General features: G+C 72.1%; 24 protein-coding genes, 3 tRNA genes and 2 pseudogenes. 15 read left to right on the top strand and 14 right to left on the bottom strand.

The annotated features are described in order from the left end of the window. The first annotated feature begins 94 nt into the window (after positions 1 to 94). Positions 95 to 709 carry a TetR family transcriptional regulator gene (locus AB0I60_RS10910; protein ID WP_360727700.1) on the top strand — a complete coding sequence of 205 codons (615 nt, stop codon included), beginning with the start codon at positions 95 to 97 and terminating at the stop codon, positions 707 to 709. An 11-nt stretch (positions 710 to 720) separates the two neighbouring features. Here AB0I60_RS10910 and AB0I60_RS10905 read toward each other — a convergent pair whose 3' ends face one another. After that, a complete protein-coding gene (locus AB0I60_RS10905; RefSeq protein ID WP_360727697.1) occupies positions 721 to 1908 on the bottom strand; it encodes an amino acid deaminase/aldolase in 1188 nt (395 codons plus the stop codon). Positions 1909 to 1978: 70 nt separating this feature from the next. On the opposite strand from AB0I60_RS10905, the gene AB0I60_RS10900 reads away from it, so the two are divergent. Then, entirely contained in the window at positions 1979 to 3295 is a 1317-nt protein-coding gene (locus AB0I60_RS10900; protein ID WP_360727694.1) for a D-arabinono-1,4-lactone oxidase, read from the top strand. On the opposite strand, the gene AB0I60_RS10895 is transcribed toward AB0I60_RS10900, so the two are convergent. The 3 genes from AB0I60_RS10895 to AB0I60_RS10885 all read right to left on the bottom strand — a co-directional run bounded on the left by AB0I60_RS10895 (position 3232) and on the right by AB0I60_RS10885 (position 5338). Next, positions 3232 to 3882 (bottom strand): NAD(P)H-binding protein, encoded by a 651-nt coding sequence (locus AB0I60_RS10895; RefSeq protein ID WP_360727691.1) that lies wholly within the window; start codon positions 3880 to 3882, stop codon positions 3232 to 3234. The two genes, AB0I60_RS10900 and AB0I60_RS10895, sit on opposite strands and share 64 nt — an antisense overlap. 77 nt (positions 3883 to 3959) lie before the next feature. Then, positions 3960 to 4574 (bottom strand): hypothetical protein, encoded by a 615-nt coding sequence (locus tag AB0I60_RS10890; protein WP_360727688.1) that lies wholly within the window; start codon positions 4572 to 4574, stop codon positions 3960 to 3962. 681 nt (positions 4575 to 5255) lie between these two features. Continuing rightward, positions 5256 to 5338 (bottom strand) — tRNA-Leu (locus AB0I60_RS10885). A 117-nt stretch (positions 5339 to 5455) separates the two neighbouring features. On the opposite strand from AB0I60_RS10885, the pseudogene AB0I60_RS10880 reads away from it, so the two are divergent. From AB0I60_RS10880 to pknB, 8 genes and pseudogenes are all read left to right on the top strand, one after another. After that, positions 5456 to 5755, top strand: a pseudogene (locus AB0I60_RS10880) (DUF3662 domain-containing protein); the annotation flags it as partial. 132 nt (positions 5756 to 5887) lie between these two features. After that, positions 5888 to 6637, top strand: a complete 750-nt coding sequence (locus AB0I60_RS10875; RefSeq protein ID WP_360728535.1) for an FHA domain-containing protein — start codon at positions 5888 to 5890, stop codon at positions 6635 to 6637. Positions 6638 to 6691: 54 nt separating this feature from the next. Further along, entirely contained in the window at positions 6692 to 7156 is a 465-nt protein-coding gene (locus AB0I60_RS10870; protein WP_360727686.1) for an FHA domain-containing protein, read from the top strand. Further along, a complete protein-coding gene (locus AB0I60_RS10865; protein WP_360727683.1) occupies positions 7153 to 8553 on the top strand; it encodes a protein phosphatase 2C domain-containing protein in 1401 nt (466 codons plus the stop codon). Before AB0I60_RS10870 ends, AB0I60_RS10865 begins: the two co-directional genes overlap by 4 nt. Positions 8554 to 8557: 4 nt before the next feature. Next, positions 8558 to 10042 carry an FtsW/RodA/SpoVE family cell cycle protein gene (locus AB0I60_RS10860; protein ID WP_360727680.1) on the top strand — a complete coding sequence of 495 codons (1485 nt, stop codon included), beginning with the start codon at positions 8558 to 8560 and terminating at the stop codon, positions 10040 to 10042. Next, positions 10039 to 11502: a penicillin-binding protein 2 gene (locus AB0I60_RS10855; protein ID WP_360727677.1), complete on the top strand. Its 1464-nt coding sequence runs from the start codon at positions 10039 to 10041 to the stop codon at positions 11500 to 11502. Before AB0I60_RS10860 ends, AB0I60_RS10855 begins: the two co-directional genes overlap by 4 nt. Further along, complete coding sequence (locus tag AB0I60_RS10850) at positions 11502 to 12995, top strand: serine/threonine-protein kinase (RefSeq protein ID WP_360727674.1); 1494 nt, start codon at positions 11502 to 11504, stop codon at positions 12993 to 12995. Before AB0I60_RS10855 ends, AB0I60_RS10850 begins: the two co-directional genes overlap by 1 nt. 69 nt (positions 12996 to 13064) lie before the next feature. After that, the gene (pknB, locus tag AB0I60_RS10845; protein WP_360727672.1) at positions 13065 to 15053 is read left to right on the top strand and encodes a Stk1 family PASTA domain-containing Ser/Thr kinase; all 1989 of its coding nucleotides are present in this window, start codon (positions 13065 to 13067) and stop codon (positions 15051 to 15053) included. Positions 15054 to 15140: 87 nt separating this feature from the next. On the opposite strand, the gene AB0I60_RS10840 is transcribed toward pknB, so the two are convergent. Next, positions 15141 to 15785 carry an aminodeoxychorismate/anthranilate synthase component II gene (locus AB0I60_RS10840; protein ID WP_360727669.1) on the bottom strand — a complete coding sequence of 215 codons (645 nt, stop codon included), beginning with the start codon at positions 15783 to 15785 and terminating at the stop codon, positions 15141 to 15143. A 66-nt stretch (positions 15786 to 15851) separates the two neighbouring features. Here AB0I60_RS10840 and AB0I60_RS10835 point away from each other — a divergent pair, with 66 nt between their 5' ends. Then, complete coding sequence (locus AB0I60_RS10835) at positions 15852 to 17198, top strand: FAD-dependent oxidoreductase (RefSeq protein ID WP_360727666.1); 1347 nt, start codon at positions 15852 to 15854, stop codon at positions 17196 to 17198. 59 nt (positions 17199 to 17257) lie between these two features. On the opposite strand, the gene AB0I60_RS10830 is transcribed toward AB0I60_RS10835, so the two are convergent. Beyond that, positions 17258 to 17416 (bottom strand): hypothetical protein, encoded by a 159-nt coding sequence (locus tag AB0I60_RS10830; protein ID WP_015097467.1) that lies wholly within the window; start codon positions 17414 to 17416, stop codon positions 17258 to 17260. Beyond that, the gene (locus AB0I60_RS10825; protein WP_360727663.1) at positions 17416 to 19377 is read right to left on the bottom strand and encodes a class E sortase; all 1962 of its coding nucleotides are present in this window, start codon (positions 19375 to 19377) and stop codon (positions 17416 to 17418) included. Before AB0I60_RS10825 ends, AB0I60_RS10830 begins: the two co-directional genes overlap by 1 nt. 141 nt (positions 19378 to 19518) lie before the next feature. Between AB0I60_RS10825 and crgA the strand changes: the two genes are divergently transcribed. Next, positions 19519 to 19785 (top strand): cell division protein CrgA, encoded by a 267-nt coding sequence (gene crgA / locus AB0I60_RS10820; RefSeq protein ID WP_360727660.1) that lies wholly within the window; start codon positions 19519 to 19521, stop codon positions 19783 to 19785. Positions 19786 to 19999: 214 nt separating this feature from the next. Then, positions 20000 to 20413 (top strand): PH domain-containing protein, encoded by a 414-nt coding sequence (locus tag AB0I60_RS10815; protein WP_360727657.1) that lies wholly within the window; start codon positions 20000 to 20002, stop codon positions 20411 to 20413. Positions 20414 to 20451: 38 nt separating this feature from the next. On the opposite strand, the gene AB0I60_RS10810 is transcribed toward AB0I60_RS10815, so the two are convergent. Together AB0I60_RS10810 and AB0I60_RS10805 are read right to left on the bottom strand one after the other, a co-directional pair. Beyond that, entirely contained in the window at positions 20452 to 21312 is an 861-nt protein-coding gene (locus AB0I60_RS10810) for a rhomboid family intramembrane serine protease (RefSeq protein ID WP_360727655.1), read from the bottom strand. 3 nt (positions 21313 to 21315) lie between these two features. Next, positions 21316 to 21873 carry a peptidylprolyl isomerase gene (locus tag AB0I60_RS10805; RefSeq protein WP_360727653.1) on the bottom strand — a complete coding sequence of 186 codons (558 nt, stop codon included), beginning with the start codon at positions 21871 to 21873 and terminating at the stop codon, positions 21316 to 21318. 86 nt (positions 21874 to 21959) lie between these two features. Here AB0I60_RS10805 and AB0I60_RS10800 point away from each other — a divergent pair, with 86 nt between their 5' ends. After that, the gene (locus AB0I60_RS10800; protein WP_360727650.1) at positions 21960 to 22577 is read left to right on the top strand and encodes a hypothetical protein; all 618 of its coding nucleotides are present in this window, start codon (positions 21960 to 21962) and stop codon (positions 22575 to 22577) included. 87 nt (positions 22578 to 22664) lie between these two features. On the opposite strand, the gene AB0I60_RS10795 is transcribed toward AB0I60_RS10800, so the two are convergent. Beyond that, the gene (locus tag AB0I60_RS10795) at positions 22665 to 23219 is read right to left on the bottom strand and encodes a DUF2020 domain-containing protein (RefSeq protein ID WP_360727647.1); all 555 of its coding nucleotides are present in this window, start codon (positions 23217 to 23219) and stop codon (positions 22665 to 22667) included. 126 nt (positions 23220 to 23345) lie between these two features. Here AB0I60_RS10795 and AB0I60_RS10790 point away from each other — a divergent pair, with 126 nt between their 5' ends. Further along, positions 23346 to 23771: a DoxX family protein gene (locus tag AB0I60_RS10790; protein ID WP_360727645.1), complete on the top strand. Its 426-nt coding sequence runs from the start codon at positions 23346 to 23348 to the stop codon at positions 23769 to 23771. Between the two features lie 302 nt (positions 23772 to 24073). Here AB0I60_RS10790 and AB0I60_RS10785 read toward each other — a convergent pair. From AB0I60_RS10785 to AB0I60_RS10770, 4 genes and pseudogenes are all read right to left on the bottom strand, one after another. Then, positions 24074 to 24146 (bottom strand) — tRNA-Ala (locus tag AB0I60_RS10785). Positions 24147 to 24184: 38 nt separating this feature from the next. Further along, positions 24185 to 24301 (bottom strand): annotated as a pseudogene (locus tag AB0I60_RS10780) (DLW-39 family protein); the annotation flags it as partial. Positions 24302 to 24336: 35 nt separating this feature from the next. Beyond that, positions 24337 to 24410 (bottom strand) — tRNA-Ile (locus tag AB0I60_RS10775). 55 nt (positions 24411 to 24465) lie between these two features. Then, positions 24466 to 25317 (bottom strand): DUF3566 domain-containing protein, encoded by an 852-nt coding sequence (locus tag AB0I60_RS10770; protein ID WP_360727643.1) that lies wholly within the window; start codon positions 25315 to 25317, stop codon positions 24466 to 24468. Positions 25318 to 25320: the final 3 nt, after the last annotated feature.

Here is a 25320-nt window from a genome sequence, read left to right as displayed (position 1 = left end):
ATTCGGATCGTAGGCGTGTTGCGGCGCAACTGGAAGTGCGGGAGCCGACGACCGGGCACTATGGAAGCCCGCACACCATCGAGCAGGAGTCGCCGTGACGAGTTCGACCCCCCTGCGCCGGCAACCGGTGCAGCAGCGCAGCGCCAAGCGCGTCGAGCGGATGCTCGAAGCCTGTGCCTCGCTCATCGAGGAGGTCGGCTACGACGGCGTGACAACGACGCTGATCGCGGAACGGGCCGGGGTGGCGGTCGGCTCGCTCTACCAGTTCTTCCCCGACAAGCGGGCCGTGGTCCAGGCGCTGACCATGCGCAACCTGGAGAAGTTCATCCAGACCGTGGACGGCCGCTTCACCTCCACCACGCTGGAGCACTGGTGGGACGCCGTCGACTCGATCTTCGACGTGTACGTCTCGATGCACCGCGAGGTGCCCGCGTTCAGCAAGCTGCACTTCGGCGACGTGGTCGACATGCGCCTGCTGGACGACCGGCGGGACAACAACACGGTGATCTCCGACCGGATCGCGGAGATGATCTCGGCCAAGTTCGACATCCCCCTGGACGAGCTCCGGCTGCCGATCTCGATCGCGGTCGAGGCGGCGGACGGCGTGCTGAACCTGGCCTTCCGCCGCGACCAGGCCGGCGACCAGCGCATCCTGGACGAGGCCAAGGTGCTGGTGCGCGGCTACCTGTCCACCCGGCTGCCCGACTGAGGCCGGGTGGCTCAGCCGAACGACCGGCCCTCTCCCCGGTACGTGGGCACGGTCCGGGTCACCACGTCGCCCTCCAGCACGTGGTAGTGCGTGAACCGCTCCGCCAGCTCGCCGGCCTTGGCGTGCCGCAGCCACACCCGGTCGCCGGGGACCAGCGCGTCGGCGGCGCGGCCGACCACCGGCGTCTGCACCTCGCCCGCGCCCTCCAGCGGCAGCAGCCGCAGCCCGCGCGGCAGGTGCGGCGTCGGGTGGCGGTCGGGGGTGGCCGTCCCGGAGGCGACGTACCCGCCGGAGAACAGCGTGGCCACGCCCCTCTTCGGCCGGCGCACCACGGGCAGCGCGAACAGCGCGGCGGGGCGCGGCCGGAAGCCGGAGTACCCGTCGAACAGGGTCGGCCCGATCAGCCCGGACCCGGCGGCCAGCTCGGTCACCGACGGGTCCGCGCCGGTCGACTCCAGGCTGCCGGTGCCGCCGCCGTTGACGAACTCCAGGTCGGCCTCCCGGCGCACGGCCGCCACGGCCGCGCCGCGCCGGTCGACCAGCTCCGCCGCCGACCGCTGCCGCATCCACCGCAGCACGGCCCCGCGCAGCGGCCGGCCGGGCGGGGCGTCGCCCAGGCCCGCGACCTGCCCCTCGTACGCCATCACGCCGACCAGCCGGAACCCCGGCCGCCCGGCGATCCGCGCGGCCAGCGCCCCGGCGTCGCGCGGGGTGTGCACGGGCGAGCGGCGCGGGCCGACGTGCAGGCCGGGCAGCGGTCGCCAGGACACGTCGAGCTCCAGGCACACCCGGACCTCCGGGTGCGCGGGCCCGAGCGCGGCGGTGACCAGGTCGAGGTGGGCGGTCGAGTCGACCACGAGGGTGACCCGGCGGCGGGCCCGCTCGTCGCGGCCCAGTTCGCGCAGCGCACCCCGGTCCGCGGTCGGGTACGCGACCAGCAGGTCCTCGGAGACGTCCAGCGACGACAGCCACAGCGCCTCGGCCAGCGAGTAGCACATCACGCCGGCGAAGCCCGGCCGCGCGAGCACCCGTTCGAGCAGCCAGCGGACCCGCACCGACTTGCTCGCCACCCGCACGGGCCGGCCGGCGGCCCGGCGCACGAGGTCGGCCGCGTTGTGGTCGAACGCGTCCAGGTCGACGACCGCGAGCGGGGGGTCCAGCTCCTTCGTCGCGCCGTCGAGGCGGGTTCGGGGTTGCATGGGGGGAGAGTACTTGAAAGGTGAATCGTTTTCACCTACGGTGCGTGGACTGGATCACACCGGAGGTGCCATGGCCACGCCCTGGACCAACTGGGCGCGCACCGCGACCGCCACCCCGCACCGGGTCGAGCACCCGGCGAGCGCGGACGAGCTGAGCGCCGCCGTCGCCTCGGCCCGCCGGCTGCGCCCGCGCGGCAGCGGCCACTCGTTCACCGCGATCGCCGCCGCCCCCGGCGCGGCCCTCGACCTGGACCGCTGGACCGGTGTCACCGACGTCTCCGGCACCCTGGTCACGGTCCGCGCCGGCACCACGATCCGGCAGCTCACCGCACTGCTCGACGCGCTCGGCCTGGCCATGCCCAACCTCGGCGACATCGACGCCCAGACCATCGCGGGCGCGACCTCCACCGGCACCCACGGCACCGGCGCGAAGCTCGGCGGCCTGTCCGCCCAGATCACCGCGCTGGAGATCGTCCTCGCGGACGGCGAGCAGGTCCGCTGCTCGGCCACCGAGCGGCCCGAGCTGTTCGACGCGGCCCGCGTCGGCCTGGGCGCGCTCGGCGTGATCAGCACGATCACCCTGCGCTGCGTGCCCGCGTTCGTGCTGCACGCGCGGGAGTCCCCCGGCCGGCTCGACGCCGTGCTGGAGGAGTTCGACCACCTCACCTCGGTGGAGGACCACGTCGAGTTCCACTGGTTCCCGCACAGCGACGACGTGATCGTCAAGCGCAACAACCGGGTCGACGAGCCCGCCGCGCCGCTGTCCGCGCTGCGGCGGTTCTACGAGTACGAGCTGGTGGAGAACGGCGCGTTCGGCCTGGTGTGCCGGGTCGCCAAGACCTTCCCCGCCACCACCCGGGGCCTGAACCGGCTGTGCGGCAAGCTGGTCTCCGAGCGCGTCTACCGCGACGTCTCGCACCGCGTGTTCGTCACCCCGCGCCGGGTCCGGTTCGTGGAGTCCGAGTACGCGGTCCCGCGCGGCGAGCTGCACGGGGTGCTCGCCGAACTGCGGCGGGCCGTCTCGAAGCTGGACCACGGCGTGATCGTGCCGGTGGAGGTGCGGGTCGCGCAGGGCGACGACATCTGGCTGTCCACGGCGCACGGCCGCGACAGCGCGTACGTCGCCGTCCACCAGTACCTGGGGATGCCGTACCGGCAGTACTTCGACGCCTTCGAGAAGATCGCCACGGCGGTCGGCGGCCGGCCGCACTGGGGCAAGCTGCACACCCGCACCGCCGCCGACCTCGCCCCGGCCTACCCGCGCTTCGCGGACTTCCGCCGGCTGCGCGCCGAGCTGGACCCGACCGGCAAGTTCACCAACGACTACCTGGACCGGGTGCTCGGGAACGCGTCGGCGACCGGCGTCGACCCGGAGACCACCTCGTAGACGTGCCCGGCGGTGTCCGGTCGCCGCAGCGACTCCACGACCACCGCCGCCACGTCCGCGCGCGGCACCGACCCGCGCAGCGGCTGCCCGGACAGCTCCACCAGGCCGGTGCCCGGGTCGTCGGTCAGCCGACCGGGCCGCAGGATCGTCCACGCCAGCGGACGGGCGCGCAGGTCGTCCTCGGCCGCGCCCTTGGCCCTCAGGTAGGCGTCGAACACCTCGTCGCCGGTCACCCGGCCGATGCCGCTGGTGCTGATCTGCACGAACCGGTCCACCCCCGCTCCGGTCGCGGCGGCGGCGAACAGCCGGGCCGCGTCCCGGTCGACGGTGTCCTTGCGGGCCACGCCGCTGCCGGGACCCGCCCCCGCCGCGAACAGCGCGGCGTCCGCGCCGGCCAGCAGCGCGGTCAGCTCGTCCGGGGTGGTGGCTTCGAGGTCGCACAGCACCGGTTCGCCACCGGCCGCGCGGACGTCTTCGAAGTGCGAGGGGTTGCGCACCAGCGACACCACCTGGTCGCCCCTCCGGGCCGCCAGCCCGGTCGTCAGCAGCGCGATCTTGCCGTGCCCACCCGCGATCACCAGACGCATGGGCCCGACGGTAGTTCAGGCGGCGGTGGTCGGCAGCGGATCAGGCGGCGGGGCGGAGGTGGCGGGTGCGGGAGGGTTCAGGCGGCGGTGAGCAGCTGCTCGTAGACCAGCTCGTTCACCCAGCGGGTGGTCGCGGTGTCCTCGACCGGCACGGTCTCGTTGCGCCCGGCGACGTCCGTGGACAGCTCGCAGCACTCGTCGGCCAGCAGCACCGAGACGCCGTAGCGGCGGACCCTCGGCAGGCAGTTGCCCAGGTAGTCGTGGGTGAACGCGACCGAGGAGGGCAGCACGGCCGCCGCGTTGCCGAAGCGGGCGAAGGGCACGGCGGAGGCGAGCGCGGTCCGCCAGTGCCGGGCCACCGCGAGCACCCCGATGATCCGCACGGCGGCCGGTGGCACCCGGCCGTCCATCTCGGGCCACACCCAGGTGGACACCGTGGTGCGGTCGACCTCGGGGCCCGCGCCCAGGCAGACCCGCTCGGCGTGCGCGTCGGCGAGCAGCTCGGCGACCACGACGACCTTGCGGCCCATCAGCACCATCTCCGGGAGCACCACACCGTGCCAGCCGAGGCGGACGGCCGCGGCGGCGGCCAGGTCCGGCGCGGAGCCGGGCAGTTCCGGAACCGGGATCGCGGTGGACGACAGCGCCCGTGCGTCGCCGGTGTCCGCGATCCGTGCTGGTGTGCTGCTCACGCCAGGGCCTCCTCGGCAACCACGGCGGTGGGCCCCGCCGCGTTTCGACTCGTGCTCTGCATAAGACCTACCACCCGTCAAGTGCGCCGCCCCCCAGCTCAGCGGCCCCCTGCGATCGACGGCGCGGACGCATCGGTAACCGGTCGATACCGCTCGGAGACAGTTCGGCCCGGCCATGCTGCCGTCCGGGTGACATGCGCGGCCCGCACCCCCGGAAAAAGGTGCTCAGCGTGCTCACCTCAGCCACGAGCCGGCCACGGAAGTGACGCACGCCACCACAAGCACCCCCACCCGACCGACCGTTCACCGCCCCAAACCGACCGACCGCCCCGCAGCGCGCCGCTCACCGCCGGACGCGCGGCGCACCGGGCCCCGGAGAGCGGGCGTCTCGATCCGGACAGCGGGCGCCGGGTCCGTGCGACGTGGATCACCACCCGATCGCAGGCCGACACCACCGAAGCGGACACCGAAGCACCCGACCACCCGGAGCGCCGCGTGACGCACATCACCAAACGAGACGCGGTCCACCGCGAACGGCCCAGCGCCCCGCCTAGCCCGAACGAGTGGTCTACGCCACAGGGGCCACCTGGGCGGGAAACGCGCAAAAACGAAGAGGCCCCGCGGTTGCGGGGCCTCTTCGGCTACTTCTACTCTCGGAACCGGAAGAACCCGATCCCCGAGTGGGCGAGGGGGGAGTTGAACCCCCACGTCCTTTCGGACACACGGACCTGAACCGTGCGCGTCTGCCATTCCGCCACTCGCCCGGAGCGACGTGGAGAACACTAGCACGGCCCTCGTCCGGGTTACCAATTGCCCCGTGTACCGCCACGACACCCCGGATACGATCGGTCCGGAGAAGTCGACCGAGTCGGAGGGTTGCCGTGGGCCGCGTACAGCGCTTCGAGCGCCGTCTCGAAGGCATCGTCGGCAACACCTTCGCGCGTGTGTTCGGCGGCAACGTCGTCCCGCAGGAAGTGGCCCAGGCCCTCGAACGGGAGGCGGAGGTCAACATCCGCGAGCTCGCGGGTGGCAGGCTGCTCGCGCCGAACCACTTCATCGTCCTGCTGGGTCCCCAGGACCACGATCGGCTTGCCGGTGACGGCCAGGATGAACTACGCATCACCCAGCTTCTCGGGGACTCCGTCCGGGAGCACCTCGAAGAGAGCGGATGGGATACCTATGGTGACGTCGTAGTCTCCCTGGAGCGCTCCGACGCGCTGCACACCGGACAGTTCCGAACCAGCTCGTCCGTCGACCCCGATGTGAAAGTTTCCAGCCGACGGTCAGCACCACCTCGCACAGGAGACGGATCCATGAGCCAGCCTCCCGGCTACGGACAAGGACAGGGCCAACCCGGCTACGACCCCTACGCGCAGGGCGGCTACGGCCAGCAGCAGGGTTATGACCAGCAGCAGCAGGGCTACGGCCAGCAGCAGGGCTACGACCAGGGCTATGGCCAGCAGGGCTACGACCAGGGGTACGGCCAGCAGCAGCAGGGCTACGGCCAGCAGCAGGGCTACGACCAGGGTTACGGCCAGCAGGGCTACGACCAGGGGTACGGCCAGCAGCAGCAGGGTTATGACCAGGGCTACGGCCAGCAGCAGCAGCAGCAGGGCTACGACCAGGGGTACGGCCAGCAGGGCTACGACCAGGGGTACGGCCAGCAGCAGCAGGGCTACGGCCAGCAGGGGTACGACCAGGGCTACGGCCAGGCCGGCTACCAGGACCCGTCGCAGGGCTACGCCCCGCCGGCGGTGCAGTCCGGTGCCCGCCAGCTCAACGCCACCCTGCACCTGGACGACGGCTCGAACCGGACGTACAACCTGAAGCAGGGCGGCAACGTGGTCGGCCGGGGCCAGGAGGCGGACTTCCGGCTGCCCGACACCGGGGTGTCCAGGAGGCACCTGGAGATCACCTGGGACGGGCACAGTGCCATGCTCGCTGATCTCGGTTCGACAAACGGGACCACGGTGAACGGCACTCCGGTGCAGACTTGGCAGCTCGCGGAAGGCGACGTCGTCCGCATCGGCCACTCCTCGCTGGTCTTCCGCACCCAGGGCTAGTGGTCGAGACGGGCGAAGGCGTGACGGCACTCAAGGCAGGAGCGGTTACAACCGGTGCCAGAGCTGGTGATGCAGCTGACCAGAGCGGGCTTCCTCGTCCTGCTCTGGTTGTTCGTGTTGGCTGCGCTGAGGGTGGTCCGGTCCGACCTGTACGCGGCGTCGGGACAACGCGTTCCGACGCCCGGAGTACTGCGTAGAGGCGCCAAGAAGGCCGCGAAGGGGAACAAGGCACCCCGGCAACTCGTCGTGACGCACGGCGCGCTGGCGGGCACCCGCATCTCCCTGGACGGCAGGCCGATCCTGATCGGCCGCGCGGACGACTCCACGCTCGTCCTGGACGACGACTTCGCGTCGACCAGGCACGCGCGGCTGTCCATGCGCGGGACCGACTGGTACGTGGAGGACCTGGGCTCCACGAACGGCACCTATCTCGACCGGGCGAAGGTCACGGCCCCACTCCGGGTCCCGCTCGGCTCCCCGATCCGGATCGGCAAAACGGTGATCGAGCTGCGCTCATGACCCTCGTCCTTCGATACGCGGCCCGCAGCGACCGGGGCCTGGTGCGTTCCAACAACCAGGACTCCGTGTACGCGGGCCCCCGACTGCTCGCGCTCGCCGACGGCATGGGCGGCCACGCCGCGGGCGAGGTGGCCAGCAAGGTGGTCATCGCCGCCCTGGCCCCGCTCGACGACGACGAGCCGGGCGACGACCTGCTCGGCCAGCTCCGCGAGGCGGTGATCGCCGGCAACGGCGCCATCTCCGAGCTGGTGCAGTCCGACCCCGACCTGGACGGCATGGGCACCACGCTCACCGCCGTGCTGTTCGCGGGCTCGCGGCTGGGCATGGTGCACATCGGCGACTCGCGCGCCTACATGGCGCGCAACGGCACGTTCACCCAGATCACGCACGACGACACGTTCGTCCAGTCGCTGATCGACGAGGGCCGGATCACCGAGGAGGAGGCGGCGACGCACCCGCAGCGGTCGCTGCTGCTGCGCGCGCTGACCGGCCACGAGGTGGAACCGCGCCTGATGGTGCGCGAGGCCCGCCCCGGCGACCGCTACCTGCTGTGCTCCGACGGCCTGTCCGGCGTGGTCAGCATGGAGACGCTGGAGGAGGCCATCCGCATCCCGGACCCGCAGGCGTGCGCGGACCGGATGATCGAGCTGGCGCTCAAGGGCGGCGGCCCGGACAACGTGACGGTCGTGATCGCCGACGTGGTCGACGTCGACTTCGGGGAGGACGTCCCGATAGTCGGCGGCGCGGCCGGCGACGGCAGCGACGACGCACCTCCCCCCGACTCGCCCGCCTCGCGGGCGAGTTCGATAACGGGGCCCCGGCCGATCCCGCAGCGGGTCGAGCCGCAGCCGCCACCGGTCGACCCGCGCCGGGCGCGCGGCACCCGGCTCAAGGCGCTGGCCCTGGTGGTGTTCCTGCTCCTGCTGCTGGTCGCGGCGGGCCTGGGCACGCGCTGGTACGTGCTGCGCCAGTACTACGTGGGCGCGGCGCCCGACGGCCAGGTCTCGGTGTTCCGGGGTGTCCCGGGCAGCGTGCTGGGCTTCGACCTGCACACCCCGGTGGAGGGCTCCTGCCCGCCCGGGGCGCAGGCGTGCGAGCCGATCACGGTCGACGACCTCAAGGTCTCCACGCGGGACGTGGTGCGCAACGGCATCACGGACGTGGACGGCCTGGAGGGCGCGCGGGAGGCCATCCGCCGGTTGCGCACCGAGCAGACGCTGCCGTTCTGCCCGAGGGAGCAGACCACCGGCACGTCGACCGCGACGACGACGCCCACCACCACCCCGGTGGACCCGTCGGCGACCACCACGGCACCGACGACGTCCACCACCCCGGAGGGCACACCGCTGCCCACGCCCGTGCAGAAGCCGGGCACGGACTGCCGGAAGGGTCAGTAGAAGCATGGGTTCGCCGGTCCCCGGCGCGGAGGGCACGCCGCCCGCGACGGCGGGAGGCGGCACACCGCTCGCGGCAAGCACGTCGCCGGGGTTGAAGCCGCCCACCAAGCGCTCCACGGAACTGTCCCTGCTCGCGTTCGCCGCCGGCCTGGTGACGATCGCCCTGATCCTGGTCGAGGCGAACCAGGAGCAGGAGCTCACGATGAACATCGTGTGGCTCGGCCTGGCCTACATGGGCCTGCTCACCGTGGCGCACCTCGCGGTGCGCTGGTGGGCGCCGTACGCCGACCCGGTGATCCTGCCGTGCGTGGCGATGCTCAACGGCCTGGGCCTGGTGATGATCCACCGGATCGACCTGGCCATGGCGGACGTGAAGCTGCCGAACAACGCGGTGTGGTCGCCTGCCGCGCCCAAGCAGGTGCTGTGGACGGCGATCGCGCTGGTGCTGTTCTGCACCGCGCTCAAGGTGCTCTCCGACCACCGCACGCTGGCCCGCTACGGCTACACGTTCGGGTTCGTCGGCCTGATCGCGCTGGTCCTGCCGGGCGTGCTGCCCAGCTTCATCGCGCCGGAGATCAACGGCGCGAAGATCTGGCTGAGCTTCGGCGCGTTCTCCATCCAGCCGGGCGAGTTCGCCAAGATCCTGCTGATGGTCTACTTCGCCGCGTTCCTGGTGTCCAAGCGCGAGCTGTTCACCACGGCGGGCCGCCGGTTCCTCGGCTTGGACCTGCCGCGCGCGCGCGACCTCGGCCCGCTGCTGGGCGCGTGGCTGGTCGGCGTCGGGATCATGGTCTTCCAGAAGGACCTGGGCTCGTCGTTGCTCTTCTTCGGCATCGTGCTCGTACTCCTCTACGTGGCGACCGAGCGCGCGGCGTGGGTGGTGATCGGCGTGGTGCTGTTCTGCGTCGGCGCGTTCATCGCCTGGAAGATCTTCAGCCACGTGCAGGTCCGGGTGGCGAACTGGCTCGACCCGTTCGCGGATGCCACGAACAAGGGCTACCAGATCGTCCAGTCGCTGTTCGGCCTGGGCACCGGCGGCCTGTTCGGCGCGGGCCTGGGCGGCGGCCGGCCGGACCAGATCCCGGAGGCGAACACCGACTTCATCACGGCGGTGATCGGCGAGGAGCTGGGCTTCGTCGGCCTGGCGGCGGTGCTGCTGATCTACACCGTGTTCGCCATGCGCGGGATGCGCGGCGCGCTGGCCGTGCGCGACACCTTCGGCAAGCTGCTGGGCGGCGGCCTGGCGTTCGCGGTGGCCTTCCAGATCTTCATCGTCATCGGCGGCGTCACCAAGCTGATCCCGATGACCGGCATCACCGCGCCGTTCCTGTCCTACGGCGGGTCGTCGCTGCTGGCCAACTACATCCTGGTGGCGCTGCTGCTGCGGATCTCGGACGCGGCGCGCGCGCCCAAGGCCACGCCCAAGCCCCGGGCGCAGCAGCCCGCGATCGCCGACCAGTTCACAGTCATGGTGGAGCGTCCCAAATGAACACACCGCTCCGCCGGGTCGGCGTGGCCATGATGGTCATGATGCTGCTGCTGCTGGCCAACGCCACCTACGTGCAGGTCATCAAGGCCGACGACTACCGCAAGGACCCGCTCAACCGCCGGGTGGTGCTCGACCAGTACTCGCGCGAGCGCGGCCAGATCATCGCGGCGGGCGGCGAGCCGCTGGCGACCGTGGAGAAGACCACGGACCGGCTGCGCTACCTGCGCAAGTACGCGGGCCCGGCGTTCGCGCCGGTGACCGGCTACTTCTCCACGGTCTACGGCGCGGGCGGCCTGGAGCGGGCCGAGGACGACCTGCTCAACGGCTCCGACGACCGGCTGTTCACCCGCCGGGTGTCGGACCTGATCACCGGCCGCGACCCGAAGGGCGGCAGCCTCCAGCTCACCGTGGACGCGGCGCTGCAACAGGCCGCCTACGACAACCTGCAGGGCGTGACCGGCGCGGTGGTGGCGATCCGGCCGCAGACCGGCGAGATCCTGGCCATGGCGTCCACCCCGTCGTTCGACCCGAACTCGCTGGCCAGCCACGACGTGGACGAGCAGCAGGCCGCGTGGAAGGGGCTGACCGCCGAGGACGCCGGCCTGCCGCTGCTCAACCGCTCGGTCGCGGGCCTCTACGCGCCGGGGTCGACGTTCAAGCTGGTGGTCGCGGCGGCGGCGCTGGCCGAGGGCAAGACCAAGGACAGCGAGGTCGACGGCCGCCCGGTGATCACCCTGCCGGGCACCAACACCACGCTGCCGAACTTCAACGACACCAACTGCGGCAACGGCGTGACGGCCACCCTCCAGGAGGCGCTGGCCAAGTCGTGCAACACCGCGTTCGCGGTGCTGGCCGACCAGCTCGGCAAGGACAAGCTGACCAAGCAGGCGGCGAAGTTCGGCTTCGACGACGCGGACCTGAAGGTGCCGCTGTCGGTGGAGACCTCGACGCTGGGCCCGATGAAGGACCGGCCGGCGGTCCACCAGACCGGCATCGGCCAGCGGGACGTGCTGGTCACGCCGCTGGAGAACGCGGTGATCGCGGCGACCATCGCCAACGGCGGGGTGCGGATGCGCCCGCACCTGATCCACAAGGTGCTCGCGCCCGACCTCCAGGTGATCAGCGAGGACAAGGGCGACGACGTCGCCGAGGCGATGGAGGTCGAGCACGCCACCGCGCTGCGCGACATGATGGTCGAGTCGGAGAAGAACACCTTCCAGGGCGGCCGGCTGTCCGGGGTGACGATCGCGTCCAAGACCGGCACCGCCGAGCGGGGCGAGGACGTGAAGGCGACCAAGCCCAACGCCTGGTACGTGGGCTTCGCGCCCGCCGAGAAGCCGGAGATCGCCATCGCGGTCATCGTGGAGAACGGTGGTGACGTGGGCCTGTCCGCGACCGGCGGGCGGGTGGCCGCGCCGATCGGCCGCGCGGTCATCGGCGCGTATCTCGGGAGCCGGTGATGCTGACCTCCGGCCAGTTGCTCGCGGAGCGGTACCGCTTGGCCAAGCGGATCGCGGTGGGCGGCATGGGCGAGGTCTGGGAGGCCGCCGACACCCGGCTGGACCGCCGGGTCGCGGTGAAGGTGCTCAAGGCGGAGCTGTCCGGCGACGCGGAGTTCCTCAACCGGTTCCGGATCGAGGCGCGCACCACGGCGTCGCTCAACCACCCCGGGATCGCCGCCGTGCACGACTACGGCGAGACCGCGTCGGTGCCCGACGGGCCGGAGGACACCGCGTACCTGGTGATGGAACTGGTCGAGGGCGAGCCGCTGGCGGCGGTGATCGCGCGCGGCCGGCTCGGCGCGGACCGCACGCTCGACGTCCTGGAGCAGGCGGGCAACGCGCTGCAGGCGGCGCACGAGCGCGGCCTGGTGCACCGGGACGTGAAGCCGGGCAACATCCTGGTGACGCCGACCGGCAAGGTGAAGATCACCGACTTCGGCATCGCGAAGGCCGCCGACGCGGTGCCGGTGACGCACAACGGCATGGTCATGGGCACCGCCCACTACATCGCGCCGGAGCAGGCGCTGGGCCACGCCGCCGAACCCGCGAGCGACGTGTACGCGCTGGCCGTGTGCGGGTACGAGTGCCTGACCGGGCACCGGCCGTTCCTGTCCGAGAACGCGGTGACCGTGGCGATGATGCACATCCGGGACATCGCCCCGCCGCTGCCGCCGGACGTGCCGCCGGGCCCGCGCGCGCTGATCGAGGCGACCCTGGTGAAGGACCCGCGCCAGCGCTACCGCAACGGCGGCGAGTTCGCGGCGGCGGTCGGCGCGATCCGGGCCGGGCAGCCGCTGCCCGCGCCGACCGGGCTGGCCATGGCGGTCGGCTCGGGGCCCGTCCCGCAGCAGGTGCCCCAGCAGGTCCCGCAGCAGCTCTCCCCGCCGCCGCCGCTGCCGCAGCCGCCCCCGGTTTCCCAGCCGATGGGACAGCCACCCCACCCGTCGGTCCCGCTCACCCACCCCGGCTCGCGGCCGGGGATGCAGCCGGTGCCGCCGCAGGTGAACACTCCGCGCACGGGTGCTTTCGGACCGTTGCCACCGCCGCCACGACCACCGGGGCGCAACCGGGCGCTGCTGTGGGTTATGGTCGCTGTGCTGGTGGCTGTGCTGCTGGTACTCGGCGTGGTCATCCTGCGCGGGTTGGGCAAGGACGACGAGGGGCCCGGTGGGACGAGCCAGCAGGGTGCCACGAGCGCCCAGACGTCCCCGCAGGACTCGACCGACCGGCTCCCCGGCGCCCCGGTGGTCAGGATCGCGGGGACCGACTTCGTCGACCTGCCGGCCGACGAGGTCGCCAAGAAGCTCTCCGGGTACGGGCTGGAGCCGGAGGTGCGCGCCGAACAGGGCGGTGCGCCCCGGGACCAGCGCAGGTGCCTGGTGTCGGACGTGAGCCCGACCGGCGAGGTTGCGATCGGCTCACGGGTGACGGTGACGTGTGTACCGACGTAACGGCCGAACGGTACTAAGGCGGACGGAAGCGATGGCACAACCGGTGACGAGGAGCGGGACGAAGCACTGATGAGCACTCCGCGACTGCTCTCCAACCGCTACGAACTGGGTGAGACCCTCGGCTACGGCGGCATGTCGGAGGTCCACAAGGGCCGCGACGTGCGGCTCGGCCGGGACGTGGCGATCAAAGTGCTCCGCGCCGACCTCGCCCGCGACACCCAGTTCCAGGAGCGGTTCCGGCGGGAGGCCCAGAACTCCGCGGCGCTGAACCACCCCGCGATCGTCGCCGTCTACGACACCGGTGAGACGAACACCGAGTACGGCCCGCTGCCCTACATCGTCATGGAGTTCGTCGACGGCCGGACGCTGCGCGACATGGTCAAGACGCAGGGCCCGCTGACCGGCAAGCGCGCCATGGAGATCATGGCCGACGTGTCGGCGGCGCTGGACTTCAGCCACCGGCACGGGATCGTGCACCGGGACGTGAAGCCCGCCAACGTGATGATCACCCGCTCCGGCGCGGTGAAGGTGATGGACTTCGGCATCGCGCGGGCCGTGCACGACGGCCAGGCGGCGGTGACCCAGACCGCCGCCGTGATCGGCACCGCGCAGTACCTGTCGCCCGAGCAGGCCCGGGGCGAGGCGGTCGACGCCCGGTCGGACGTCTACGCGTCGGGCTGCGTGCTGTTCGAGCTGCTGACCGGCGAACCGCCGTTCACCGGCGACTCGCCGGTGGCGGTGGCCTACCAGCACGTGCGGGAGGACCCGAAGCCGCCGTCGTCGCTGAACCCGAAGGTGACGCCCGCGCTGGACGCGATCGTGCTCAAGGCGATGGCCAAGGGCCCGGCGAACCGCTACCAGTCGGCCGCCGAGATGCGCGCGGACCTGGTGCGCGTGCTGTCGGGTCAGCGCCCGTCCGCGCCCGCCGTGATGACGCCCGAGGACCGCACGGCGGTGATGAACCAGTCGCCGCGCACCGAGGTGGTCTCCGGCGGCCGGCACCGCCCGTCCGCGCTGCGCGAGGAGCCCGACGACTACGACCCGGTCGCCGAGGAGGAGGCGGAGCGCAAGGCCCGGCGCAAGAAGACGGTGATGATCACGCTGGTCGTCCTGCTCTGCGTCGCGGTGCTCGCGCTGGCCGCCTGGATCACCACCTCGCTGCTCAAGCACGACAACGAGGCCGGCTCGACCAAGGTGTCGATCCCGGACGTGAAGGGCCAGACCTCGGCGTCCGCGTCCGAGGAGCTGCGCCGGCTCGACCTGGAGCCGGTGCTGGTGAACAAGCCCTGCCAGCCGCAGCCGGGCGGTGCGCCGACGTGCACGCCCGAGCAGGTCGGCCAGGTGCTGGAGACCGACCCGCCGCCCGGCCGCGAGGTCGAGAAGCGGTCCAAGATCACCCTGGTGGTCGGCGCACCGGCGGAGCCGGCCGAGGTCCCCGACGTGAAGGGCCTCTCGCCGACCGACGCGCAGAAGAAGCTCGAAGAGGGAAGCTGGGTCTTCAAGCAGGCCACCGAGCCCACCGAGGTCGAGGACCCGAAGCTGGTGGGCAAGGTGGCCGACCAGAGCCCGGCACCCGGCACCAAGGCGCCCAAGGGCAGCGCGATCACGATCGTCCTGGGCAAGGGCCCGGACACCGTCCAGGTGCCCGACGTCACCGGCCAGACGCTCCAGCGCGCGCAGGCGACGCTGAAGGGCAACGGGTTCGAGGTGCAGACCAAGGAAGTGGACAGCCCGAAGGACCAGGGCGAGGTGGTGGCCCAGAACCCGGAGCCCGGCCGCGCCCAGAAGGGGTCGCTGGTCACGCTGAGCGTGTCGAAGGGCAACCAGTTCCTGATGCCGGACCTGACCGGGATGACCGAGGCCCAGGCCCGCTCGAAGCTGGGCCAGCTGGGCTGGACCGGCGACCTGAACGTGTCGGAGCGGCTGCCCACCACCGAGCTGACCCAGGACAAGAAGATCGCGGAGTCCGAGTTCAAGACCGACGCGCCGGTCGCCAAGAACGCCCGGATCAACGTGAAGCTCTACGACTTCAAGATCGGGCCGACGACCACCCGGTAGGCCGCCCGATCACGAAGAAGGCCCCCGAACTCCGGACGGAGTCGGGGGCCTTCTTCGTGATCCGGTGGTGGGGTCGCAGTGGTGGGGTCAGACCTGGCGGGCCGCTGCCGCGAGTTCGCGCATCCCGGTCTCCAGCCGGGACACCGTCCCCTCGGGCACCTCGTAGCCGCACACCCGCAGCCAGTTGGCGAGCATCCGGTGGCCGCCGTCGGTGAGCACGGACTCCGGGTGGAACTGGACGCCCTCGACCGGCAGCTCCCGGTGCCGCATGGCCATCACCACCCCCGTGTCGGTGCGGCCGGTGACCTCGAACTCGGCGGGGATGGTGTCCGGCAGCACGGTCAGCGAGTGGTACCGGGTGGCGGTGAACGGGCTGGGCACGCCGGCCAGCACGCCCACGCCTTCGTGGTGCACGACGGAGGTCTTGCCGTGCAGGAGTTCCGGCGCGAGGTCGACGGTGCCGCCCCACACCGCGCCGATGGCCTGGTGGCCGAGGCACACGCCGAACACCGGGACGCCGACGTCCGCGCAGTGGCGGATGACGTCCATGCTCCGGCCTGCCTTGTCGGGGGTGCTGGGGCCGGGGCTGACCAGCACGCCGCCGACCTCGCCGATCTCGTCGAGCTCCACGGCGTCGTTGCGCCGCACCACGCACTCGACCCCGAGCTGGGCCAGGTACTGGACGAGGTTGTAGACGAAGCTGTCGTAGTTGTCGACCACGAGCACGCGCATGGGCGCCAGCGTAGCCGTGACCAACCTCTCGTCAGAAGTGAGCTTAGGCTCACCTAACCTATACTCATGACACGTTCTCTGCGCGTCGCCGTCGTCGGCGCGGGCCCAGCGGGCATCTACGCCGCCGACACCCTGACCAAGTCGGACGCGGACGTCTCCGTCGACCTGTTCGAGCGGATGCCGGCCCCGTACGGGTTGATCAGGTACGGCGTCGCCCCGGACCACCCGAGGATCAAGGGCATCGTGACCGCCCTGCAGCGGGTGCTCGACCGGCCGGAGATCCGGTTCTTCGGCAACGTCGAGTACGGCGTGGACGTGAAGCTGGACGAGCTGCGCCAGTTCTACGACGCCGTCATCTTCTCCACCGGCGCGGAGAAGGACCGGGCGCTCGACCTGCCCGGCATCGACCTGGACGGCTCCTTCGGCGCGGCCGACTTCGTCTCCTGGTACGACGGCCACCCGGACGTGCCGCGCACCTGGCCGCTCACCGCCTCCCAGGTCGCCGTGCTCGGCGTCGGCAACGTCGCGCTCGACGTCGCCCGCATCCTGGCCAAGACCGCCGACGAGCTGCTGGTCACCGAGATCCCGGACAACGTCTACCAGGGCCTCAAGGCCAGCCCCGTCACCGACGTGCACGTCTTCGGCAGGCGCGGCCCCGCCCAGGCCAAGTTCACCCCGCTGGAGCTGCGCGAGCTCGACCACTCGCCCAACGTCGAGGTGGTCGTGCACCCGGAGGGCATCGACTTCTGCGCCGCCAGCATGGCCTCCATCCGGTCGAACAAGCAGGTCGAGATGGTGGTCAAGACCCTCCAGGAGTGGGCGATCCGCGACGTCGGCGACCGGCCGAGGCGGCTGCACCTGCACTTCCTGGAGGCCCCGGTCGAGGTGCTCGGCGCGGACGGCGCGGTCACCGGCCTGCGCACCGAGCGGATGCGGCTGACCGGCGACGGCGGCGTCGAGGGCACCGGAGAGTTCACCGACTGGCCCGTCCAGTCCGTCTACCGCGCGGTCGGCTACCTGTCCACGCACCTCGCGGACCTGCCGTTCGACCACACCTCGGGCACCGTGCCGCACCAGGCGGGCCGCGTGCTCGACCTGGACGACCAGGCCATCCCCGGCGTGTACGTCACCGGCTGGATCAAGCGCGGCCCGATCGGCCTGATCGGCCACACCAAGGGCGACGCGCTGGAGACGGTGACCAGCCTGCTCGCCGACGCGCCGACCCTGCCGGAAGCACCCGTGCCCGCCCCGGACGCCGTGGTCCGCTTCCTGGAGCAGCGCGCGGTGCCGTTCACCACCAACGAGGGCTGGCTCAAGCTGGACGCGCACGAGGTCGCGCTCGGCACCGACCAGGGCCGGGACCGGGTCAAGGTCGTGGACCGGGAGGCGATGACCGCCATCTCCCACGCCTGACCCCCGCACGCAGCGCGGCCGGAGCCCGGTGGGCCCCGGCCGCGCCGTGCTGCTCGCGGCTACTGGGCGGTGGTCACGTTGTTGAACGGCAGCTTCGGCTCCGCCCACGGGAACACCACGAACATCAGCAGCGCCACCACCCCGGCCACCAGGACCAGGGCCTCCAGCACGCGCACCGGCAGCGGGCCGGGCAGGTGCCGCCAGATCCAGCCGTACATCACTGCTCCTTCAGCTCTTCGGGCAGGAACCCGGGGGCCTTCGCGTAGTGCTGGGTCAGCACCGCGTGCACGATCAGCCGCTGCTTGTCGGAGAACCTCGGGTGGCACGTGGTGAGCGTCATCAGCGCGGTCTGCTGCGCCTCGGGCGCGGTGCCGGTGAAGTGCGGCACCGCGTTGATCACCTCGCCCTGGCTGGGCAGCACGATCTCCTGGCCGACCGTCTTGTCGTACGAGCCGCCCAGCGGGGCGACCTTCGCGCACCGGGGCGACGTCGACTTCTCGGCCTGCGCCCACCCGGCCACCTCGGAGGACTTGGGCAGCATCCGGTAGACGAACCAGTCGGTCTGCGTCTCGACCACGATCGCGTCGCACGAGGCGAGCAGGTCCAGGTCGTTGAACGGCGCACCCTTGCCGACCCGGTGGCCGGCGACCGCGAAGTTGCCCGGGTTGCCGGGCAGCGCGGTGTTCACGTAGTGGCCGGGCCCGATCTCCAGGTCCTTGTCGGTGGTGCCCTCGACCACGGAGAACTTGTAGTCCGGCCCGAACACCGGGATGTACATCTTGGCGAACGCCTGGCCCGCGATCAGGTCGTACTTGGCCTGCCGCTGCTCGTCGGCCGGCTCGACGGTGTTGGCGTTCCACTTGTCGTCGAGGGCGTGCGTGGCGTCGTCCTGCTTGCCGGCCGAGATGAGGTCGGTGACGTAGACCTCGTAGACGACGAACAGCAGGATCACCAATCCGGCCGTGATCAGCAGCTCGCCGACCGCGCGGACGGACTTGCGGGCGGTGCTGTCCTGGGGAGGCGTGGGGGGCTCCTCGTGGTGGTCCGGTCCGGGCTCGTCCTCGTCGTCGTAGTACTCGTCTTCGTAATCGTCGTACGCGTCGTCGTCGTACTCGTCGTCGTAGTCGTCCTCGACCCGGGCGATGACCTCGGTGGGCGGGTCGACGGGCCGGGGGCGACGCGGAGGTGCCGCCCGCCCGGCCGGCGCGGGCCGGGGTCCTCCGGGCGGGAGTGCTCCGGGTGCGGGTGCTCCGGGCGGGGGTGCTCCGGGCGCGGCCGGTGCCGGGTCCGAGCTGGAGTGCGGGTCCGACGGGTTCGCGCCGGGCGGGGTGGCCCCGCGTGGCCCGGTGCCCACAGGGTTCGGACCGAGAGGGTTCGGGCCAGGCGGATTCGGGCCGAGTGGGTTCGGGCCGGGCGGGGTGGTGCCGGTCGGACCGGGACCGGTCGGACCAGGACCGGGCGGGGTGGCGCCGAGGCGGTGTGGGCCGGGTGGCGGTGGGAGGCTGCCGGAGAACGCGTTGGTGTAGCGGGTGGCGTCCGCCGCCGGCGTCGGGCCGGGCCGGGGCGCGCGGCCGGCCGGCGGCACCGCCTCGCCCCGGAACCCGCGCTCCTCTCCCCCGGACCGATCCCGCTCGTCGCCGTCGAGGCGGCCGTGCCTGCCTTCGTCGGCGTACCGACCGGGCCACGCGTCGTCCGAGCGGCCGTGGCCGCCGTCCTCGGCGTGCTGCCCGCGTGGGCCGTCGTCCAGGCGGCCGTGACGGTCGCCCTCGCTGTACTGCCCACGTCGGCCGTCGTCCAGGCGGCCGTACCGGTCGCCCTCGCTGTACGGCCCGCGCCAGTCGTCCAAGCCGCTGTGGCGGTCGCCCTCGGCGTGCTGCCCGCGCCAGTCGTCCTCCAGGCGGCCGTGGCGGCTGTCGCCGTTGAGCCTGCCGCTCAGCGAAGGGGCGTCGGGGCGGGGGGCGGGGCCGCGCGGGTCGAGGGCTCGGGGCTGTCCGCCGGGTGGCGTCGGGGGCCTGCGGACCGAAGGCTCGTCCCAGCCCGGCGGCGAGACCTGGGTGATCTCCTCGGGGGCCGGCGGGGGCGGTGCGGCGGGTCGGCGGTCCCCTGGCCTGGGGCGGGGCGACCGTCCCGGCGGCAGCCCCGACGGGCCGCCGCGCGGCGGGGGCGGGTCGTGGCTCACCGAAATTCCTCCCGGTCCGAACGTTCCTGAACTGCGCGGTGCTCTTCAGTGACCTGCTCGGCTACGTTAACGTGTTCATCCAGCAGTGGACGTGAACTCGCGCCACTGGGAGCTCATCCACCCCCGTCAGGCGAGGACAGAATGCCCAAGTCCAAGGTCCGCAAGAAGGCCGTGTACACGGCGCCGACCGATCGCCGCACCCCGGTGAAGGTGAAGGCGGCCGGTCCGTCCCACCCGGTCTACATCGCCGTGATGCTCGGTCTGATGCTGCTCGGCCTGGCGTGGCTGGTGGTCAACTACATCGCGGGCGAGAAGGTCCCGGTGATGATGGACCTCGGGAGCTGGAACTTCGGCATCGGGTTCGCCCTGATGATCGTCGGACTGCTGATGACCATGCGGTGGCGCTGACCACGCGCTACGCCACGTGGCGGACGGCCCGGACGTGTACCGCGTCCGGGCCGTCGTGCGTCCACCGGTAGTTCACCCGGTTCACCTCCCGGTCACCGAAGCACAGGGGTGTAACTCATCCCCAATGGGGACAACTCCTGTGGACAACTTTGCGCCAAATTGCACAAGCGCCGGTAGAGCCCTCCAGTTGTCCACATGCGGGAGACTCGGACGCGTGACCGAACCTCGTTCCTGGGCCCCGAAACCGGCCGCCGTGGGCGTCGCCTGGGCGCTGGCCGCCACCGCGCTCGTCGTCGCCGTCCTGAGCGCCGAACCCACCACCAGGCTGCTCCTGGGCACCGCGACCGCGTTCACGGCCGCCTTGGCGGCCTACGGCACGTTCGTGCGACCCAAGCTCGCCGCCGACGCCACCGGGCTGACCGTCCGCACCGCCACCGGGCCGCGCCACCTGCCGTGGCACGAGGTGAAGGTGAAGCTCGCCCACACCCGCCGGCTGGGCCGGGAGGTGACCACCCTGGAGCTGGACTGGGAGCGCGGCGAGGACGAGCAGCTCTACGTGCTGACCGTCACCGACCTGGGCGCGGACCCGCGCGACGTCGCCGACGTGCTGCACGCGCTGCGGCCGTAGCGCCGACCGCGCACCGGGACCGCCGCCGGGGGTGCCGGTCAGCCGAGCTGGCCGGTCCGCACGACGGCCATCACGACCAGCAGCACGACCGCGCCCACCACCGCGAGCGCCTGGTACCGGTCGCGGTGCGCGCGGGGGGCGTAGACCAGGCCGGCCGCCACCGCCGCGCCGACGACCAGGCCGCCCACGTGGCCGAGCAGCGAGATGCCCGGCAGCGTGAAGCTGAGCACCAGGTTCAGCGCGATCACGCCGAGCGCCGACCCGGGGTTGAGCCGGAGCTTCAGCACGGCCACGAGCAGCGCGCCCATCAGGCCGTACACCGCGCCGGACGCGCCGGCGACGGGCGTGTTCACCCCGCCGAACAGGTACACCGCGACCCCGCCGCCCAGCAGCGACACCAGGTACACGGCCAGGAACCGGACCTTGCCGAACGCCGGTTCCAGGTCACGCCCCAGCACGTAGAGGGCGATCATGTTCAGGCCGAGGTGGGCGGGCCCGTAGTGCAGGAACCCGGAGGTCACCAGCCGCCACCACTCGCCCGACCAGATGCCGACCGGCCACAGCACGAACTCGGCGAACAGCCGCGACGCCGCGTTGTTCGCCACGCTGCCCGCCTGGAGCGCGGTCACCACGTACGCGAGCGCGTTCAGCGCGATCAGCACGGGCGTGACGACCAGCCGGCGGGAGAACTCCGCGCCGACCATCGTCGTGCCGCGCCGGACCGTCTTGCGGCCCTCGGACACGCAGTCGACGCACTGGAAGCCGACTGACGCCTCCCTCAGGCACTCCGGGCACGCGGGGCGGTCGCACCGGGCGCACCGCAGCCCGGTGGCCCGGTCGGGGTGCCGCACGCAGGCGGCGGCCCCGACCGGGTCACCGGGGGCAGCAGGCGAGGTCATCGCTCAGGCGCGCTCGATCGAGATCTTCTGGATCACCACGTCGGTGACGGGGCGGTCGCCGGAGCCGGTCGGCGCGTTGCCGATCGCGTCCACGACGTTGCGGGAGTCCTGGTCGGCCACCTCGCCGAAGATCGTGTGCTTGAAGTTCAGCCACGTCGTCGGCGCGACGGTGACGAAGAACTGCGAGCCGTTCGAGTTGGGCCCGGAGTTCGCCATCGCCAGCAGGTAGGGCTTGTTGAACTGGAGCTCCGGGTGGAACTCGTCGGCGAACTTGTAGCCGGGGCCGCCCCGGCCGGTGCCGGTCGGGTCGCCGCCCTGGAGCATGAAGCCCGCGATGACGCGGTGGAAGATCGAGCCGTCGTAGAAGGCCCCGGAGGACTCCCCCCGCGCGTTGGGCTCGCTGTAGCTCTTGGTGCCCTCGGCCAGGCCGACGAAGTTGGCCACCGTCTTCGGGGCGTGGTCGGGGAAGAGGTTGATCTTGATGTCACCCTGCGAGGTGTGCAGGGTGGCCGTCACCTTGGTCCCGACGAGGGAGTCTTTGCTGTCTGCCACGCCCACCATCGTGCCATCCGGGAGCAGGACGGTTCGGGAAGGGGCAGGATGGGTATTGCCGGAGGGTGACTGACCGACAGCTTGTGGAGCGCGACATGGACGAGGTGGACGCAATGGCCCGAGCCGGTGAATCGGTGGGCAAGGCGGTCGGCACGGGTCTGCGCGCCGTTCGCCGAGGTGCGGTCCGCGCTGGTCACGCCGGTGCCGATGCCGCCGTGACCTGGGCGGAGCGGGCGGAGGGCAAGCTCGCGGAGCGCGGCGTCACGGCCGACCACGTGCGCGGCCTCGTCGCGGACCGGGCGGGCGCGCTGGTGGAGAAGGCCGAAGAGGTCGAGAAGTCGACCCGCAAGACCCGCAAGCAGCTCGCCAAGAGGGCCAAGGGCGTCCGCAAGGACGTGGCCAAGGCCGCCGACCGGGCCCGCAAGGAGACCAGGACGCGTGCGAAGGACGTGCGCAAGGCCGCCAAGCAGGCCCGCAAGGACTTCGCCGCCGCGCAGCGGCCGAAGAAGGGCCGCAAGTGGCCGTGGCTGCTGGGCCTGGTCGCCGCCGTGGCCGTCGCCGGCTACGTGGCGCTGACCCGCCGCCCGGAGGAGGTCCACCTGGAGGAGGTCGACGAGCCGGTCGGCCCGCCGCCCGCCGTGGACCGCACGACCGCCGACAACGCCGCCCGCAACGGCCGCCCGGCGGACCAGAGCGTCTCCGACCGCCACTGAGGGTTCCGGGGGACGACCCCGGAGCACGGGCCGCAGCCGCGCCGACCACCTCCCACCGAGGCGGCCGGCGCGGACGCACGCCCGCGCTCAGAGGCCGAGGTTGCCGATCACCGTCTCGGCGATCCGCTTCGCCTTGATGGTCTGCTGCTGGTTGCTGGTCACGACGACGGCGGCCCCGCCCTTGGCGACCGCGTAGACCGCGCCCTCGCCGCCCGTCAGCGACCCGCCCTTCCAGCCGGCGGGCGCGGAGGCGGGGCTGGAGTCGGCGACCGGCGCGGCCCGGTCGACCACCGCCTTGGCGGCTTTCTCCTCGCCCTCGAACACCCAGACCGAGAGCTGGACGTCGGTGGCGTTCGCGTAGAAGAAGCACGCCGGGCGGGGCTGGTCGGCGGACAGCCGGACCTTCACCACGAGCTGGCCGTTCGCCTGGGCGACGGTGGTCGACTCCAGGTACGGGCACGTCCCCTCGGCGGCCGGCTCCGGCACCGGGGGCGGGCCCGCCGGCGCGGGTGCCGAGGACGGGGTGCTCGACGCGGCGGGCGGGGTCGCGGCGGCGGGCGTGGCCGGGCCGCCGGTGCCGCACGCGGCCAGCGCGCCGAGGACCAGCAGGGATGGCAGGGCAATGCGCAGCGGTCGGTTCATAGGGCCGTCAGTCAATCAGAATCCCAACAGCGAATCGACAGGGTGACGACCTAGGCACGCAACGTTAAGGCGGTTAGCTTGTCCTTACCCCTGCCAGGCCGCCCTGCGATGTGAGGACTGACCCTGATGAACGTCTTTGACCGCGGTCGTGATCACGCCCTAGCTGTGTTCCGGATCGTCGTCGGCGTGTTGTTCGTGTGTCACGGGGCACAGAAGTTGTTCGGTGTGCTGGGCGCGAAGGGAAGCGTGTCCATCACCTCCTGGCCGGCGGGTCCGGCCGGGCTGATCGAACTCGTCGGCGGCGCGCTGATCGTCCTCGGGCTGGGCACGCGCGTGGCCGCGCTGGTCTCGTCCGGTGCGATGGCGTACGCCTACTTCGTGGTGCACCAGCCCGCCGGGCTGCTGCCGATCCAGAACCAGGGCGAACTCGCCGCCGTGTACGCCTGGGTGTTCCTGCTCCTGGTCTTCACCGGTCCCGGGTCCTGGGCCCTGGACAAGGTGATCGCCGCGCGCAGGCAGCACAACACCTCGAACAGTCTGGCCAACGCCTGACCACCCGGTGAGCGAGCAGGCGGGGCGTCGCAACGGTGCGACGCCCCGCCGCTGCTTTTCACCCGATCGGGCAGCCACCTCCACCCGGCAGCGCCCGCACGTGACGCTTCGTGCCCCGCAGCCGACCGGTTGAGTGCCGCACCGGGACCCGGTCCCCCGGCACCCGACCGGCACCCACCCGATCACCCCCGATTCCACGGCACCGGGCCGGAACCTCAGCGCGCCGGAACGACACGGGGCTGGAACGACGGGGAGCCGGAATGACAAAAGGCCCGCAGGAGGTCCTGCGAGCCTTGAGTGCGTGGAGACGAGGGGAATCGAACCCCTAACCCCCGCCTTGCAAAGGCGGTGCTCTGCCAATTGAGCTACGTCCCCTCACGAGGAGCGGCAGATGTCCGCCCTTCGCGGGTTCAGTCGGTCGGAGCCGTGGCCTCGCGCCACAGGTCCGCGTCGGCCTTCGCCGAGCGGTTGCGCTTGACGAAGAACAGAACCGCACCGGCGACGGCGACAAGTGCGATGATCTTCTTCACAGCATTTCCCCTCTGCAATCCTGCGGAACTTCCGGTGGGCCTAGGAGGACTTGAACCTCCGACCTCTTCATTATCAGTGAAGCGCTCTAACCGCCTGAGCTATAGGCCCTCGGGGCAACGACCGCAACAGTACACGATCCACTGTCGTGGCCCCAAATCCGGGGTCACTCGCGTTCGGACAGCGTCACTTCCAGTCCGCCCGCGAGGTCCGCCGACACGTTGTAGACGAACGCGCCGACCGTGGCGAGCGCGGTGAACAGCACGATGTTGACCGCGCCGACGATCGCCGCCACGCCGAACACCCGGCCCGCGCTGATCAACGGGTCACCGGACGCCTCGTTGCCCTGGAGCAGGTCGTTCGCGGTGTTGTTGATCTTGTCCCACACGCCCATGCCGTTCAGCACGCCGTACAGCACGCCGACCGCCACCAGCCACACGAAGAACAGCGCCACGCTGAGCACCAGCGCCAGCTTCAGCACCGACCACGGGTCCACCCGCTTGACCTGGAGGCTGGCCCGCCGGGGCCCCCGGCCGGGACGGCGCGTGGACGGCGCGGACTGCGCCGGCCGCCCGTTCGCCGCGCCCAGGTTCACCGACGTGCGCCCCGGACCGCCGAGCAGGCCGCCCGCCGGCGACCCGGCCGACCCCGGTGCCGCCGGGCGGGCCACCGCCACCGTGTCCGGGTCGGAGGCCGGGTACGCGGGCTGCGACCCGGCCTCCGCCGAGGGCTGCTCGGGAGCGACGTCGCCCGGCCCGACCTGCTGCGCCTCGCCGTACCGGGCGTCGCTGGTCACGCGCTGCCAGGGCGGCGGCGCGGCGGCCGACTCCTGGTCGGCCGCCGGGGCCTCCGCCGCCGGGCTCCCGCCGGCCGGGGTGGCCGGCGCGGTCGGCGCGGCGGCCTCCGCCGCGCCGGACCCACCCGATGAGGTCTGCGCCGTCGGTTGTTCCGGTGTCGACCCGGCGCTCGGCCGGGTGATCACCGCGGTCTTGTCCTCTGGCTTCTCGGGTGAACTCACGAG

It is taken from the genome of Actinosynnema sp. NPDC050436 (assembly GCF_040655415.1).
Taxonomy (GTDB): Bacteria; Actinomycetota; Actinomycetes; order Mycobacteriales; family Pseudonocardiaceae; genus Actinosynnema.
Note: the sequence above shows the minus strand (reverse complement) of the source record. Positions and strands in the feature narration are given on the sequence as shown.